Source organism: Weizmannia sp. FSL K6-0777, assembly GCF_038593185.1.
In the GTDB taxonomy this organism is placed as follows: domain Bacteria; phylum Bacillota; class Bacilli; order Bacillales; family Bacillaceae_C; genus Weizmannia; species Weizmannia faecalis.
The window spans coordinates 1496436-1512371 of sequence record NZ_CP151971.1; the positions used below are offsets into that span (position 1 = coordinate 1496436).

Below are 15936 nucleotides of genomic sequence, written 5' to 3' on the forward strand. Positions count from 1 at the left end.
TTGCCGCGGCAGCAGCTGACAGCGCTGCAACGGATAAAAGACTAAAGCGGTGTGGAAGACGGACACCCCTAACATCCAGTCGAACATTTCATGCGCTTTTTGCAAACGCAGTGAATACAGCACCGGCAGAAGGATGTAAAATGAGCGAAACATGGCTTCTTTGTTGCCGGCCGCAAAAAGGAATAATTATGCAAATGGATGGTTTTGCCCCATTGTAAAAACTGGATTTCAATTTATATAACGCAATTTTCCAGGATAGAAACCCGGATATTTGAATGACAAAGGATGGAATCATGATGAAACAATATTTAGATCTTTGCCGCGAAGTGCTTGAAAACGGCGTCAAAAAAGATGACCGGACCGGTACCGGAACGATCAGCGTTTTCGGCCATCAAATGCGGTTTCATCTGGAGGACGGTTTTCCGCTTCTGACAACTAAGAAACTGCATTTGAAATCGATTATTTATGAACTGCTCTGGATGCTTGAAGGAGATACGAATGTAAAATACCTCCAGGAAAACGGCGTCCGCATTTGGAATGAGTGGGCAGATGAAAACGGCGACCTCGGCCCGGTTTACGGGAAACAATGGCGTTCATGGCAAACCCGGGACGGGCGGACGATCGACCAGATCACCCAGGTCATTGAACAAATCAAAACCAATCCGGATTCCAGGCGCCTGATCGTTAACGCATGGAATGTTGGGGAGATTGACAGGATGGCCCTGCCGCCGTGCCATTGCTTTTTCCAGTTTTATGTGGCAAACGGCAAGCTGTCATGCCAGCTGTACCAGCGTTCGGCCGATATTTTCCTCGGCGTGCCGTTTAACATTGCTTCTTACGCGCTGCTTACGATGATGATTGCGCAGGTTACGGGGCTGGAACCGGGGGACTTTGTCCATACGCTTGGCGATGCCCATATTTACTTGAACCATATCGAACAAGTGAAGCTGCAGCTGACACGGGAGCCCCGCAAGCTGCCGAAAATGGTTTTGAATCCTGAAGTAAAAGACATTTTCTCCTTCCGGTACGAAGATTTTACATTAAAAGATTACAATCCGTATCCGCACATCCCGGGGAAGGTGAGTGTATGATTTCCTTTTTATGGGCGGAAGATGAAAAAGGCGTGATTGGAAAGAACAATGCGCTTCCGTGGCATCTTCCCGAAGACTTGAAGTATTTTAAAAACATAACAATGGGTCATCCGGTTGTCATGGGAAGGCGGACGTTTGAATCGATCGGAAAGCCGCTTCCCGGCAGAACGAATATTGTGATGACGAGAGACCCGGATTTTAAGGCCCAAGACTGCGTCGTTGTCGCAGGCAAAACAGAACTGTTAAAATGGGCGGATGCACATGGCGGTGAGATTTTTGTCACGGGCGGCGCGGAGATTTTTGCCCTGCTGCTTGAGGAAGCGGAAAAATTGTACCGGACGAAAATACATGCTGACATGGAAGGCGATACCTATTTTCCGCCTGTTGACTGGGAGGAGTGGGAAATGGCTTCCAGCACAAAAGGGATAAAAAACGAAAAAAATCCTTATGACTACGAATTTCAAGTATTTGTACGGAAAAGGTAAAAAACCATGGAAACATTCCCATGGTTTTTCTCTGTGCCATCAGACATAAAATAAAATCGTGAAGTACATAAACGCGCTTCCGGCAATGACAAAGATATGCCAGATCGCATGGGAGTAAGGAAGGTTTTTCCATGTGTAGAACACGGCGCCTACCGAGTAGCAGATCCCACCTGAAAAAAGGAGCCAGAATCCCGGAGCCGTAAGCCCTTTATACAAAGGCTCAATCGCAATGAGGATCAGCCAGCCCATGATTAAGTAAAGCATCGTGGACAATAATTTAAAGCGGTGAATGAGAAAACATTTTCCGGCAATGCCAATGGCAGATACTCCCCATACGACCGAAAACAGTACCCATCCCAAAGTGCCATGCAGTGTAATCAGCACAATCGGCGTATACGTTCCGGCAATTAACAAGTAAATGGCAGAATGGTCCAGAATCGCGAGAAATGTTTTCACTTTCGTCCAGTAAAAGCTGTGCAGCAGTGTGGAAAACAAATACAAAAGCAGCATGGAAACCCCGAAAACAAGAAAACTTCCTAGATAGAGCGGGTTATTCTTTTCTGCGGCGAAAACGACGAGTATAACCATCGCCGGAATGCTGAGCAGAAAACCGATGCCATGCGTAACGGCATTGGCCAGTTCCTGTTTCCAGGATGAAAGCAGTGTTGAAGTTGTCAAAAATTTAAACCACCTTCGTCTTTAAGCTTCTCTTTATTATAGGGTTTTGCGGGGCAATCTGCAATGGAAACAACTTGCGTCTTTAGCGGGTGCAATTTTATGCATTCATCAGCAGAAGATCCCGTTTTTCATGTTATAATGGGTACATTGTAAATTCAGAAAGGCTAAGTGGTGTCAAAAATGAAAAAATGGTTCATTCCTCTTCTCGCTTCCGTTGCGCTTGCCTTATCGGGCTGTTCACACGGCATAACCGGCCTGTTGTTTAAACCGGCAAGCAACGAAAAAAAGATGGTGCCCGTTCCGCTGCACATCGTCTCGATCGGGGACTCCCTGACTGAAGGCGTAGGCGACAGCAAAGGGCGCGGCGGTTACACCTATTACTTGAAAAATGAACTGGACGCCTTAAAGGGTGTGAAAAAAACCACCATTGCCAATTATGGCGTAAAAGGGAACCGGACCGACCAATTGCTTGCCCGGCTCCAAGATGAAAAAATCCGGAAGTCCATCAAGGATTCAGATGTTGTTATGATTACCATCGGCGGCAATGATATGATGAAAGTGCTCCGTGAAAATATTTCCAATTTAAACAAGCAGGAGTTTGAGGCGGCCATTCCGGGGTACAAACAACGGCTCGATCAAATTTTCCGCCGCATCCGCGCGATCAATCCGAATGTAAAGATTGCGCTCGTCGGCCTCTATAACCCTTTTTCGAAGTGGCTGACCGATATAAAAGAAGTGGACCAAATGCTTGCAGCCTGGAATGATGCCAGCAAAGAGGTGGTATCGCGCTATAAAAATACCATTTTTATCCCGGTTGCCGATATTTTTGAGAACAACGAAGATGAATTGCTTTATGACGATCATTTCCATCCGAACGATGAAGGGTATAAACGGATGTCGAAACGGATTTACCGATATCTCCTGAAAGGAAATTTTTTGGGGATTCCAAAATAGCAAAGTGGTAAAGGAATGATGCTTGCGTGAAAAGAAACCCATGGAAAATCGCTTTTTTTGCACTGGCTTCAGTGGTTGTGGCCTTTGTACTTGTGCTTTCCTTTTTTCTTTTTGTGCCGGATGGCCGCGTGCCCAAACCGGAAAAAACCGGAAAAACGATTGATTTGCGGGTAGAGACAAACAAGGCGGACTTAACGGCGCTCATTAACCGTTATTTGCGGGAAGAAAAAATAAAAGGGAAAGTGCTTTTAAATGATGAAGTCGTCTACTATGGAACTGTCGGGGTCTTTTCTGAAAAAATGCAGTACAAGATGACGTTTAAGCCGAAAGCGTTAAAGAACGGGGATCTCGTTTTAAAACAAAAATCGGTATCCCTCGGTTCCGTCCATCTCCCGGTATCCTATATTTTACAATTCGTCAAAACGACCTACCATCTGCCGAAATGGGTGATCATCCAGCCGGGCGAAAAACTGGTGTATGTCCAGCTGCAAAATATGAAGCTGGAAAACGGCGCCAAGGTGAAAGCCAACGAATTTGATTTGCAGCATGATGACATCTCGTTTACACTTGGATTTCCAAAATAACGCAAAAAGCCGGCCCTTAAAAGCCGGCTTTTCAATATGCCACAGAAGGTTTCGCCGCCGCCTGTGCACATGATACGGGTTTTAAACGATCTTGACGCGGACGTAAACGGCACCAAAACACTTGTCTGTGCGCATTACACGGGTTTTAAACGATCCTTAACCCTTTCGGATAAAAGTTTTTCAAAATGCCGCCCGCTTCTTTGCTCCAGCCGAGCGGAAAACCGTCCACCGTGATCAGGACCCAGCCGCGATTCTCGCTTGTTCCCGGCAGTGTCTCCCCTTTTAAATAGCGGATGCATTCACTGCTTTCGGCGCGAAGGTCCATCCGGTGTTTGCATTGTCCGGCTTTCAGGGCAAGCGCGAGCGCGTGATTCGGTTCAAATCGGTTTTTTTTGAAAGTACCGAGATGCAGGCCGCACCGGACAAGGCGGAGCCCCTTTATCTGCGGACAGTTAAAAGGCAGCAGGAAAAGCTCGTTTTTATACATAAAAAAGGAGCGCCTGCCCGGGTCAAAATGCTGGAGGGTGTTTTTGGCAAAGGTTGTCCAGTCTTTTTCCTGTTGTATTGAAAGCTTCATGCCCTTTTCAAGCGGCACCGTTTGCCCCGTTTCCCCCGGGTGTTTGCGCATTTTTGCAGCAAAATGTCCTTCGCCTTTTAAGCGGTGCGGCCATAAACGCGCCGCATTGGACAAATCTTTCCGCTTTTCTGTTGCCCATTCCGGCTTTCCCGGTCCAACGCCGTGTTCATGGGGAATCGGCACCAGTGCCATGTCTTCATGCCGCGCCAAAAAAGCTTCAATTGTCTGTTCGTTTTCTTCCGGAGAAAAGGTGCAGGTCGAATAAACAAGGGTGCCGCCGGGCTTTAGCATCTTCCAGGCATGCTCCAAGATCGTGCGTTGTTTTTGCGCGCACGCTTCGACATGTTCCTGGCTCCAGAAACGCGCGGCTTCGGGATCTTTTCTGAACATGCCTTCCCCGGAGCAGGGGGCGTCAACCAAAATTTTATCGAAATAGTTTTCGAAATGCCGGCTCAGTTTTTCAGGCGTTTCGTTTGTCACAACGGTATTGGAGAACCCAAGCCGTTCAATATTTTCAGAAAGCGCGCGCACCCGCTTCGGATGGATTTCATTTGCAAGCAGAAATCCGTTTTCGCCGATTCCAGATGCAATTTGCGTCGATTTGCCCCCCGGCGCGGCGCATAAATCAAGCACTTTATCGCCTTTTTCAAGTCCGAGCTGCCCTGCGATAAACATCGCGCTCGGCTCCTGGATATAATAGAGCCCGGCGGCATGGTACGGGTGTTTTCCAGGCTTGTCTTTTTCTTCATCAAAATAATAACCGGAGGCAAAAGGAATTTTTTCCAAATGGAAAGGGTTGTGCGCATGCCATTCCGTTTCGCTCACTTTTGTCGGATTCAGGCGCAATCCGGACGCCCGCGGTTTTTCATAGGAGCGGAAAAAATCATCGGCTTCCTTTCCAAGCAGCTTCCCCATCTTTTCCATAAAGGTTTCAGGTAATTCCAATCATGAGACCCCTTTCCGTTAAAATCGCCGCTATGATCCATTATAATGAAATCGGGGCTTGCAGTCACGAAACTGGATGAAAACAACATCAACAGGTAAAATAAAAAATAATCTTTTATAAAGGGGGGAGCCGCATGGCAGAGGAAACCGCGATTTTTGCCGGCGGATGCTTCTGGTGCATGGTCCATCCTTTTGACCAATTGCCCGGCATTCAAAAAGTTGTTTCTGGGTACACAGGCGGAACAAAGCCGAACCCGACATATGAGGAAGTGTGCTCCGGTGCGACCGGGCATACAGAAGCTGTTGAAATTACGTTTGATCCGGAAGTTTTTCCTTACGAAAAGCTGCTTGACATTTACTGGCGGCAAATTGACCCGACAGATGCAGGCGGGCAGTTTTACGACAGGGGGGGCTCTTACCGGCCGGTTATTTTCTATCAAAACGAAGCCCAGCGGCAGGCGGCGGAAGCTTCAAAAAAACGGCTGGAAGAGAGCGGGCGGTTTAAAAAGCCGATTGCTGTCACAATTGAACCGGCTTCTGCCTTTTATCCGGCGGAAAGTTACCATCAGGATTATTACCGGAAAAATCCGACCCATTACGAGGCTTACCGGCAAGGTTCAGGCAGGGCCGCATTTATCCGCAACCATTGGAGGGATGAACATGAAGGATGAAAAACTGACGCCTTTGCAATATGAAGTGACGCGGAAAAACGGAACGGAACCGCCGTTTCAAAATGAATACTGGAACGAGTTCCGCGACGGTATTTATGTCGATGTTATTTCCGGAAAACCGCTGTTCAGTTCAAAAGATAAATATGATGCAGGCTGCGGCTGGCCGAGTTTTACAAAACCGATTGATGCCGGCCAACTTACCGAACGGCTTGATACGAGCCACGGCATGATTCGTACGGAAGTGAGAAGCAAGGCGTCTGACGCGCATTTGGGCCATGTGTTTCCGGATGGGCCAGGCCCTGCGCATCTTCGGTACTGCATGAATTCAGCCGCGATGCGTTTTATTCCGAAAGAAAAGCTTGAGGAAGAAGGATATGGGGAGTATCTTGCGCTCTTTGAAGAAAAAGAATAAGCCGGCTGGGCGGATGCACATACAAAACGGGCCCGTATCCCATACGATGCACTGTACAGAAAAACAGTTTTTTTGAGGAGTGAATGGGATGTATTACGGCCATGAAGGTGCTTACCCTGCATATGACCCCTGCTGCGGCTACGGATACGGTTATGGGTCTGGTTACGGATACGGTTCCGGTTACGGCTGGGGCTTTGCAGGACACAGAAACGGCTTTGCTTTAATTGTTGTGCTGTTTATTTTGCTGATCATTATCGGCGCATGCTGGATCGGCCCCAATTAAAAATGAAAAAAGCCCAGGGCTATGCCCTGGGCTTTTTTCGTGTCCCTTTTATATTTTAAAGTTTCCGATCAGCTTGCGCAGGTTTTCTGCCTGCTTTGACAACTCCGAGGCTGCGGCTGTGACTTCTTCCATCGATGCAGACCCTTCCTCGGTACTTGCTGCGGTCATTTCCGTATTTGCCGCGGTATTCATGGCAATCTTGCTGACGGCATCGAACGAATTGGCGACATCGACAGAAAGTTTTTGCGTTTTTTCAATTTGGGCGGCCATGTCAATAATGACATTTGTCGTTTCATTCGTTTGTTTTTGAATGACTTCTAGCGAGTGCATCGTTTCATTGGAAATTTGCACGCCGGAAGTAACCGCCTCTACCCCTTCCTGATTCTGGCCGATAATGGTGCTAATTTCTTTTTGGATCGAACGCACAATATTCGTGACTTCCTGGGCAGCAGACTGGGATTGTTCGGCCAGTTTTCTGACTTCATCTGCTACGACGGCAAAGCCGCGCCCGTGCTCCCCGGCCCTGGCTGCCTCGATTGCCGCATTCAATGCAAGCAAATTGGTTTGTTTGGCAATCCCGGTGATCGTCATAATGATCTTTGTAATATCATCCGACTTTCCACCGAGCGCCTCTACCGTTTTGCTCGTATTTGTCATGATCGCTTCAATGCTCTTCATTTTGCCGGACGTTTCCATAATGGACCGGCTGCCTTTTTCTGCCGATTCTTTCATATGGAGCGAAGCCTGTTTTACCGTTTCCGCCTGCCGGAAAAGCGTATCGACCACTTCTTCAAGCGACTTCATTTTCGATAAGGATGTATCCATCTTGGAAGAAGTTTGTTCGCTGTCTGCCGCGATTTCATTGGCTGTTTCCGCAATCGACTGGATCGTTTTCGATGTTTCTTCAGAAGAAGCGAGCAGTTCTTCGCTTGAGGCAGAGACACTTTCCGCCATCGCGGATACTTCTTTTACAAGCCGGGCAATGCCGTCTATCAGCTGGTTTGTATCTCTTGCCAGTTTTGCCAGTTCGTCATTGGACGTCACTTCAATCCGCCTTGTCAAATCCCCGCCGGCATCTGCGATTCCCAAAATCGACCGGCTGATTTTTCTCGTGCTCGATTTGATGTTTTTCGTTAGGCTGATGCTGAGCATGACAGCCAGCACGATGGCAAGCAAGGAAAGGGTGACGGTTACGATCCGCGCAATCAGGACGGAACGATGCAAGTCGCCGATCCGGCTTTCTGATGCCTGTGTGGTGCTTATCAGCAAATCATGGATGCTGCTTTTCAAATTTTTCATGTAGTCGGATGCCTGGGAATCCTTCACTTGTGCAACCGCTTCTTGTTCCGACCCGTACTGCCTTGCTTCGACAACCCGGTCAACTGTTCCTACCCAGAAATTATAGGCTTCCGAAATTTTTTCGAGTTTTTGGCTCTGCAACCGGTCATCTTTCAGCATTTTTTGCAAGCGGCTTAACGTGCTGCTGGCTTCCTGTTTCCCCTGGTCATACGGCCGTAACGCAGCTTCATTTCCGGAAATGGCGTAATTCAGGGCGCCCGTTTCAATTTCGCCGGTCTGATTGAGCAGGCTTTGGACACGATCGTGCACGGCGAGGTCATGCTGGACAACATGATTGATTTCATTCTCCAGCTCGCGCATGTTTATGTATGAAGTGACGGTTAATACAATGAGCAAGACGGTTAAAACCCCGAATGAAATCACAATTTTTCCCCTGATCGTCTGCAAATAATAAAGGGGAAGCCGATGCAGCTGGCGGTTCGGACGGGAATTTTTCCGTTTCTCGCTTTTTTGCTTTCTTATTGCAAAAATGTTCCTTTTATTCAATCAAAAGCCCCTCCTTTTTACCCTGTGAACCGCAAATCATCATCTATATTTTAAACATGTTTTCTATCTTTTTCTAGTTTTTTGTAAAAAATTCCTCTTCCCGTAATGCCACCCTTTCTACTTTACGCGGGGGAGACGATCCGCTATATTGGAGTAAAAATCATTTTGGGGGATACTTATGAAATCTTTTTACCAGTTTTTAATGAGATATAGGGATCCGCATCTCCGTGACGAGTTGACGGTTTTTGCCAATGGGGCATACAATGATCACAGTTTTCCGAAACATTCAACCAACTATCATGAAATCAGTTCCTATCTCGAATTAAACGGGCATTATATCCCGTCAATGTCGGTTTTTGATCGGGCATGGGAGATTTATAAAGGCGAAAGCAAATAACCGGCCGAAAATTGTGCTGTTCGCTTTTTCCGGAGCGCATGCATAGAATGAAGTAAAACGTGTTTCGTTTTCAAGGAGCATGAAAAATGGATGCAAAAGCGCCGAAGTTTCAAGTTGGAGATACAGTGGTCGTAAAAGTATACGGGACGGTGGGAAAAATTACGGCTGTGAGACAGCTGGAAGGAGGGTATTTCTATGTGGTCAATGACCGGGAAGGCCTCCTAGCCGAACAAAGCCTCGCCCGCCTGGAAGAATATGACGGGATTCTGTATAAGAAAGAGGAAGTCAATATAGAATTGAAATTTTTTATCGGGGATATTGTAAAAGTAAAAGGCTATGGCGGCGTTCTTTTTAAAATTGTTGGTTTCCGCACGGAGATTTGGCGGTATGCAGAAGATGCATGGGAAGATGTGATTTATGAAATGGTCAGCATTCCAAAGGGCGAATGGCTTGAAGCGGATGAAGAAGAACTTTTGTTAATCGCCGATGCCGGGCAGGCCGATTCGTTTGTCAGCCGTTATCAATTTTTTTACCCGATGAAAAGCAGCCCCCTGTACCAGCTTGTCACTTCCGACTTGAAAACGCAGGAAAAAATCGACCACCTGCTCGATATGTATAATGATTATACGCTGCTGTTAAACCTGTTTGGTGATGAGGCGTACAGAGCCATGCTTGAGGCGGTCAAAATGCAAATCCAGGTTCTTTCGGCGCACGGCGGCCCGGATTAGTTTAGCGGGGTTTGGCATATCAGACCGTACGGGGTCATATTTATATCAACAAACAGAACAAAACGCGGGGTGGCTGCGGGATGAAAAAAGGGGGCGTTTTTAATGGAGAATATGGATGTTTATATTGATACAGAGGAAATCGCCGCATTCTTTTTTAAAGAGCTCGTGAAAAGGGGATTTGCGCCCCGTGAAGAAGAACTGGACGAAATTGCCGATATCACTTTTGAATACTTGCTTGCAAAAAGCATCATAGACGAAGAATATGAAGACGATTCCATATGAGGCGATCTGTTTGCAGGCCGTACAGGGAAAGGTGCAGCATCGGTATCCGGGACAGCCTTTTTCGGTCCCGCACGAAATAGCACTTGATGTCCCGTTGAATTTGCCTTAAAATAAAAAGAGAAATCGCAGGGGGAGAAACCTGCGATTTTTTTTGGCAAAGGAGCGGGATGCGGACGGTTGTGCGCTTAACGGGAATGTGCTTGCTTTTTCCATCGCAGAAAGATCCGGATGGGGCATTCATGCCGCTTCTTTTGCAGTACCGGCTCAAAATGGGGGCGAGCATCCATTTTGGGACAGAAGCCCATGCCGCAGTGAACGCGGTACCGGTAGAAGGATCAAAAGCACAAATTTTTTAGGATAGAGAAAGGTGACAACATGAGAAAATATGTATATACCGGCCTTGCCGCGATTTTTTTGGCCGGCTGCAGTGTAACAAACGGAAACCAGCCGGAAACGGGCGCCCATAAAAGTACCGCGCCGGCGAAACCGGCCCACACGGATACCGCGAAAAAAACCGGTTCCGGTTTGGTGCTTGATGCAAAATATTTTAACAAAATCAAAACGGTTAACGGGAAAAAAGTGATCCAGAATCCGGACAATATTTTGGCGCTTGTCAATAAAAACTATATTCTCGGGGATTACAAACCGAAAGACCTCGTCCGGCCGAATGTCCGCTTTTCATTTGGCGACGAAAGAATCGAAAAAAGCTATATGCGGAAAGAAGCAGCCGCGGCGCTTGAAAAAATGTTTGCCGCCGCCGAGAAGGACGGCATTGAATTATATGCCGCTTCCGCATACCGGTCGTATAACCGCCAGAAAGCTGTGTATGCGGCAGAAGTGCAAAGTTCGGGGGAAGAACATGCAGAACAGGCGGTTGCCATCCCGGGGTCGAGCGAACATCAGACCGGTCTCGCCGTTGATATTACAAGCCAGACCGCCCATTTCCTTCTCTCACAGCAAATGGGGAAGCAGAAGGAAGGCATCTGGCTTGCAAAACATGCGCATGAATACGGGTTTATTTTAAGGTATCCGAAAAACAAAGAGAACATTACGAAATATGAGTACGAGCCCTGGCATTTCCGGTATGTCGGAAAAGAGGCGGCAGCCGTCATTTACAAGCACGGCTGGACGCTTGAAGAGTATTTCGAACATGTACATAAAGCTGAATAAATCCTGGGCTCTTTTATTAAAAAGAAAAAGCTGGTAGAATAAAGAAGTTAGAAATCGGGAGCTATGACTTTTGGAAAACGGCATGAAAGTGGTGAAGCCTTTGGACGATGAGAAGAAACAGACGGAATCCGGCCAGGAAGAACAAACCGGTTATATCCGTATGAAAAAATTTAAATTTGTCATGCTTTTGTTTTTCGTGATTTTCATAACAGCCGGCATTACGACCGCTGCCTTTGCGTTCGGCGACCAAAAAGCCGTCAACGTGACGACTGTCAACCGGCCGGAGTTTGACAAACTGTATAAAGCATATGACAGCATCCAGAAAAAATATTACACAAAAGTAAAACAGAAGACGCTTGTCGATGGGGCCATTAACGGAATGGTGGAATCGCTCAATGACCCGTATTCTGATTATATGTCAAAAACCGAAGCATCAGACTTCAATAACACCATTTCTTCTTCTTTTGAAGGAATCGGTGCGGAAGTGGAAGAAAAAGATGGCTATATTGTGATTGTTTCGCCGATTAAAGGTTCTCCGGCCGAAAAAGCCGGCCTGAAGCCGAACGATAAAATACTCGCGGTTGACGGCAAAAGCGTCCATGGCATGAGCGCCAATGAAGCGGTCATGTTGATCAGGGGCAAAAAAGGGACAAAGGTGACACTCACGATCCAGCATGTCGGATCGAAAGACGAAACGAGAGTGACCTTGACACGCGACACGATCCCGGTCAATACGGTTTATGCGAAGATGTTGAAAAACGGGGTTGCCCATATCCAGATTACGACATTTTCAGACGGCACATATAAAGAATTCAAGGCGGCCGTTGAGAACATGAAAAAGCAGGGCATGAAGTCGATGATTGTCGATGTGCGTCAGGACCCGGGCGGACTGCTTGACCAGGCTATTAAAATTGCGAATATGTTTGTGCCGGAAGGGCGTACGATCCTGCAGACGGAAGACCGGAACGGCTCCCGGGAGAAATATGTGGCAGAAAGTGGCACGAAAATTACGGTCCCGGCGGTTGTGATGATCGACGGCGGCAGCGCGAGCGCTTCTGAAATTTTGGCGGCCGCACTGAACGAATCGGCAGGCATTCCGCTTGTCGGCGAAAAATCATACGGCAAAGGCACCGTGCAGTCTGCTGAAAAATTCAACGACGGATCGATTTTAAAATTCACCGTCCAAAAATGGCTGACACCAAATGGCAGCTGGATCCATAAAAAAGGGATTGAGCCGGATGAGAAAGTGTCGCTTCCGGATTATGCCAAACTTCCGGTGATCGGAACAGATGCAGAATTGAAACTGTATTCGGTCTCGGAAGATGTAAAGACGGCGGAAAAAATGCTAAAAGCACTCGGTTACAATCCGGGCAGGGTTGACGGGTACTTCGACTGGAATACAAAAACGGCTGTCGAAGCTTTCCAAATGCATGAAAAAATGCAGCCGACAGGCATCATCAATGGCGATACGGCAACCAAACTGATGTCTGAAATCAGCAATCTTATTACGCGGCATGATACGCAGCTCAAAAAAGCCGAAGAAGTTGTCCAAAAAGAAAAATAGCAAAATAAGCCGGGAGATTTGCTCCCGGCTTATTTTATGCAATCCCATGCACGAAAAATGATATAATAAAGTCAGGAGATTCGCTGTCCCATATGAGAAAGGAAAGGAATGGGAGTGTTGGAGACAAAAGATACAGTTGATCTGGAATTCATCTTCCGTAGAATATACCGAAAAATTAAAGAAGAACTGCATAGCTTGTTAAAAGAGCATGTGACGCTTAACGAATTTATGGTGTTAAAACTTTTATCGGAATCCTCGATGCGTTCATCCGATTTGTCGAAAATACTGCAAGTTTCCGCCAGCCATATTACTTCTGTAACCGATTCGCTCGTGGAAAAAGGGCTGATTGAGCGGAGAAGATCCAATAAAGACAGGCGCGTGGTCGATTTAATTTTAACGGAAAAAGGAAAATCGTTAATCAGTCAGTTGAAAGAAACCAAATCCCGGTTTCTGAAAGACCAGTTGGACGTTTTTACGGAGGAAGAACGGGAAACATTGTACAGGCTATTCCGGAAGTTTGAAGATCACCTCAATCAAATGCACTGATATGAAAACGCGCCCATATACACAAAAAGCGCCCTGAAGCCGCAAGCCCGGCTTCGGGGCGCTTTTTTTAAATGAATGTGGCAGCATGCAACATTTAAGAAAAAAATGTAACAATACCCGTCCTTTTTCCGCCTTGTCAACCCCGAAATCCTTCCATCTTTTGGATATTTAAAAAGACGGTGCCAATGTGTGAAATGATAGGAAATTCGCACGATGCATGGGAACCTTTGATACAGCTGGCTTTTTCATTTTCAGTTTGCAAGCAGGCCCCTGCTTTGCTGCTTGTTCTATTTTCTCCCAGAAATATTACAAAAATCGTATGTTATGATTCTATTGTGTACGAGAGAGAAACCAACGAAAACGAGGGAGGACATCATTGATGAAAAAGGCCATGTTCACAACAGCAGCAGCACTTGCACTGATCCTTGCACCGGCAGTTTCCGGCAAGGCGGGGGCAGCCTCAAACGAAACAAACTGCAGCCCGAAAACGGTTGTTCAACATGAATACAAGTTTCATAGCATGCAGGAATTGGAGAACTGGTTAAAGCAGCATAACATCCGTTTTTCTTTTAAACCGGCAACCAATCAAACGGCTTCAAACAACGCAGGCAAAACGAACCAGACAACGGCAGCACCAAAGCAATCGGCACCGGAACAAACAGCAGCACCAAAGCAATCGGCATTAAAACAAACTTCAACGCAACCGGCAGGCGGCACGCAGTCACAGGCTGCCAACACGTTAAACGCCTATGAAAAACAAGTGGTGACCCTTGTAAACGAAGAACGGGCGAAAAACGGCCTGGGCGCGCTGAAAATCGATACGGCTTTGAGCAAAATGGCGCGCGTCAAATCGAATGATATGGCAACCCATAAATATTTTGACCATACAAGCCCGACTTACGGCTCTCCGTTCGATATGATGAAGCAATTCGGGATCTCGTATCAATATGCCGGCGAAAACATCGCAATGGGCCAGCAAACACCGCAGGAAGTCATGAATGCATGGATGAACAGCGAAGGCCACAGGGCGAATATTTTAAATAAAAACTTCACCCATATCGGCGTGGGCTATGTTGAAAACGGCCATTACTGGACACAAGAGTTTATTGGAAAATAAATTGCTTATCGCAGCCTCTTTTACGGGGGCTGCTTTTTTGTACGCACTTTTTGAAACGTCACTTGCGGAAAACGGGTCCACTTTCCTGCAAGCTGGTCCATCTGCCGGATGTGCCCCGCTTGCGCCAAACCTTATCCGTTCTTTTTCAGCAAATCTCGGGCTTTTTGCTGGATATAATGCAAGCGCCCTAAAAGTGTTACCGCACCTACAGCAAGGCCTGTGATCAGTCCGATCCAGTAGGCAAACGGGCCGAGGGCGGTGACGGCATCCAGCAAATATCCGAGCGGAAGCCCAATAACCCAATATGAAACAAACGTCATAATGGTCGTAATCCGGACATCTTTATACCCTCGAAGCGTACCTTGCACCGGCGCCTGAACCGCATCTGACCATTGGAAAAAGATGGCATACAGCAAAAAATGTCCGGTTAACCGGATGACAGCCGGATCATCACTGTAAAACGCTGCCACTTGTTCATGGAATAAGTAGAGCAACAGCCCGGTCAAGGTGGCGATCACAACAGCGGTTATAAGTCCGATTGTGCTGTACAGGCGGGCGTCTTTAAATCTTCCGGCCCCTGCTTCAAAACTGACAAGAATCGTCATTGCAAGCGAAATGCTGAGCGGAAGCATGTACAAAAGCGATTCAAAATTCATGGCGGCCTGATGGGAAGCGATCGTGTCAGTGCCAAATTTGCTCATGAACAATGTCACAACCGAAAAAATGCTCGATTCAAAAAAAGTCGACAACCCCATCGGGATCCCAAGCGACAACAGCGCTTTCCAGCTGCGGAAAGAAACCGGGTAAAACGTGCGGAACAGCCGCATTTCAGCAAAACGCGGCAAACGCATAAGCACAAGGATTGCAATCAACAAGATAAGCCAGTAGGTGATGGCGCTCGCAACGCCGGCACCTGCCCCGCCAAGCTGCGGAAATCCGGCATGCCCGAAGATGAACAGAACATTCAATCCAATATTGATGGGCAGCGCCAACAGCGTGATCAACATCGATATTTTTGTCAGCCCGGTCGCATCAATCAGCGAGCGGCAAACCTGGTAACAGAACAACGGAATCAGCCCGAAGGACAGGGCAAATAAAAACCGATGCGCGACCCTCTCCACATGCGGTGCTAAATCCATCCGGCCAAGGACCGGCCCGATCGATAGCCCGCCTGCAAACAGCACCAGTACAGCCATACAGACGGCGACGTAAAGGCTCTGGATAAATGTACGGGGGATTTCATCCGTGTTTTTGCTGCCGATCAAATGGGAAATGATCGGGGTAACCGCCTGTAAAACCGTTCCCAGCCCGGTTGAAACGGGGAACCAGAGGGATGCGCCGATCGCAACACCGGCCAGATCGGCTTTGGAAAAATGGCCGGACATCGTTGTATCGAAAAAATTCATGAGCAGCATCGCAAGCTGGGTGATGAGAATCGGCAGAAATAAATGCCAAAGCTGTGCGATTTTTTCTTTTAAGGTAAAGGTTTGTTTCATGTTCATTCCCCCAACTTTTCCACGGACTCCAAAAAATTATAACATATTCATTTTTCGGGCCGCCATGGATAGCCTGCCATGAAGATGGAAATGCCCGGCGAAAGATTTGCA

General features: G+C 47.3%; 19 protein-coding genes. 15 read left to right on the forward strand and 4 right to left on the reverse strand.

The features are described 5' to 3' along the window. The first annotated feature begins 296 nt into the window (after window positions 1–296). Window positions 297–1091: a thymidylate synthase gene (locus tag NST70_RS06925; RefSeq protein WP_026104540.1), complete on the forward strand. Its 795-nt coding sequence runs from the start codon at window positions 297–299 to the stop codon at window positions 1089–1091. Continuing rightward, entirely contained in the window at window positions 1088–1576 is a 489-nt protein-coding gene (locus NST70_RS06930; RefSeq protein WP_017550776.1) for a dihydrofolate reductase, read from the forward strand. Before NST70_RS06925 ends, NST70_RS06930 begins: the two co-directional genes overlap by 4 nt. A 39-nt stretch (window positions 1577–1615) precedes the next feature. Here the strand turns inward: NST70_RS06930 and NST70_RS06935 are convergent, their stop codons facing one another. After that, complete coding sequence (locus NST70_RS06935) at window positions 1616–2254, reverse strand: hemolysin III family protein (RefSeq protein WP_017550777.1); 639 nt, start codon at window positions 2252–2254, stop codon at window positions 1616–1618. A gap of 180 nt (window positions 2255–2434) precedes the next feature. Here NST70_RS06935 and NST70_RS06940 point away from each other — a divergent pair, with 180 nt between their 5' ends. Next, window positions 2435–3208: an SGNH/GDSL hydrolase family protein gene (locus NST70_RS06940; RefSeq protein WP_110133976.1), complete on the forward strand. Its 774-nt coding sequence runs from the start codon at window positions 2435–2437 to the stop codon at window positions 3206–3208. Between the two features lie 26 nt (window positions 3209–3234). Continuing rightward, the gene (locus tag NST70_RS06945; protein WP_110133977.1) at window positions 3235–3792 is read left to right on the forward strand and encodes a YpmS family protein; all 558 of its coding nucleotides are present in this window, start codon (window positions 3235–3237) and stop codon (window positions 3790–3792) included. Between the two features lie 145 nt (window positions 3793–3937). Here NST70_RS06945 and NST70_RS06950 read toward each other — a convergent pair whose 3' ends face one another. Further along, window positions 3938–5314 carry an RsmB/NOP family class I SAM-dependent RNA methyltransferase gene (locus NST70_RS06950; protein ID WP_342476039.1) on the reverse strand — a complete coding sequence of 459 codons (1377 nt, stop codon included), beginning with the start codon at window positions 5312–5314 and terminating at the stop codon, window positions 3938–3940. A gap of 134 nt (window positions 5315–5448) precedes the next feature. Here NST70_RS06950 and msrA point away from each other — a divergent pair, with 134 nt between their 5' ends. The 3 genes from msrA (at window position 5449) to NST70_RS06965 (ending at window position 6680) form a co-directional block, all read left to right on the forward strand. Next, entirely contained in the window at window positions 5449–5985 is a 537-nt protein-coding gene (gene msrA / locus NST70_RS06955; RefSeq protein WP_017550781.1) for a peptide-methionine (S)-S-oxide reductase MsrA, read from the forward strand. Further along, window positions 5975–6397, forward strand: coding sequence for a peptide-methionine (R)-S-oxide reductase MsrB (msrB, locus tag NST70_RS06960; protein ID WP_017550782.1), 423 nt, complete (start codon window positions 5975–5977; stop codon window positions 6395–6397). Before msrA ends, msrB begins: the two co-directional genes overlap by 11 nt. A gap of 88 nt (window positions 6398–6485) precedes the next feature. Next, a complete protein-coding gene (locus NST70_RS06965) occupies window positions 6486–6680 on the forward strand; it encodes a YjcZ family sporulation protein (protein ID WP_017550783.1) in 195 nt (64 codons plus the stop codon). 48 nt (window positions 6681–6728) lie between these two features. Here the strand turns inward: NST70_RS06965 and NST70_RS06970 are convergent, their stop codons facing one another. Beyond that, complete coding sequence (locus tag NST70_RS06970; protein ID WP_035188542.1) at window positions 6729–8525, reverse strand: methyl-accepting chemotaxis protein; 1797 nt, start codon at window positions 8523–8525, stop codon at window positions 6729–6731. Window positions 8526–8703: 178 nt separating this feature from the next. On the opposite strand from NST70_RS06970, the gene NST70_RS06975 reads away from it, so the two are divergent. From NST70_RS06975 to NST70_RS07010, 8 genes are all read left to right on the forward strand, one after another. Further along, window positions 8704–8922 carry a YozE family protein gene (locus NST70_RS06975; protein ID WP_014098457.1) on the forward strand — a complete coding sequence of 73 codons (219 nt, stop codon included), beginning with the start codon at window positions 8704–8706 and terminating at the stop codon, window positions 8920–8922. 86 nt (window positions 8923–9008) lie between these two features. After that, window positions 9009–9650, forward strand: coding sequence for a hypothetical protein (locus NST70_RS06980; protein WP_035188544.1), 642 nt, complete (start codon window positions 9009–9011; stop codon window positions 9648–9650). Window positions 9651–9752: 102 nt separating this feature from the next. Continuing rightward, complete coding sequence (locus NST70_RS06985; RefSeq protein WP_014098455.1) at window positions 9753–9932, forward strand: YozD family protein; 180 nt, start codon at window positions 9753–9755, stop codon at window positions 9930–9932. Window positions 9933–10132: 200 nt separating this feature from the next. Further along, window positions 10133–10288, forward strand: coding sequence for a hypothetical protein (locus tag NST70_RS06990; RefSeq protein WP_260832616.1), 156 nt, complete (start codon window positions 10133–10135; stop codon window positions 10286–10288). Window positions 10289–10307: 19 nt separating this feature from the next. After that, on the forward strand, window positions 10308–11102 hold the full coding sequence (locus NST70_RS06995; RefSeq protein ID WP_014098453.1) for a M15 family metallopeptidase: 795 nt from the start codon (window positions 10308–10310) through the stop codon (window positions 11100–11102). A 70-nt stretch (window positions 11103–11172) separates the two neighbouring features. Beyond that, entirely contained in the window at window positions 11173–12666 is a 1494-nt protein-coding gene (locus NST70_RS07000; RefSeq protein WP_035188546.1) for a S41 family peptidase, read from the forward strand. 108 nt (window positions 12667–12774) lie between these two features. Next, window positions 12775–13212 carry a MarR family transcriptional regulator gene (locus NST70_RS07005; protein ID WP_014098451.1) on the forward strand — a complete coding sequence of 146 codons (438 nt, stop codon included), beginning with the start codon at window positions 12775–12777 and terminating at the stop codon, window positions 13210–13212. Between the two features lie 379 nt (window positions 13213–13591). Beyond that, on the forward strand, window positions 13592–14329 hold the full coding sequence (locus NST70_RS07010) for a CAP domain-containing protein (protein ID WP_035188549.1): 738 nt from the start codon (window positions 13592–13594) through the stop codon (window positions 14327–14329). A 131-nt stretch (window positions 14330–14460) separates the two neighbouring features. Here NST70_RS07010 and NST70_RS07015 read toward each other — a convergent pair whose 3' ends face one another. Then, a complete protein-coding gene (locus NST70_RS07015) occupies window positions 14461–15825 on the reverse strand; it encodes an MATE family efflux transporter (RefSeq protein ID WP_342476046.1) in 1365 nt (454 codons plus the stop codon). Window positions 15826–15936 lie beyond the last annotated feature (111 nt).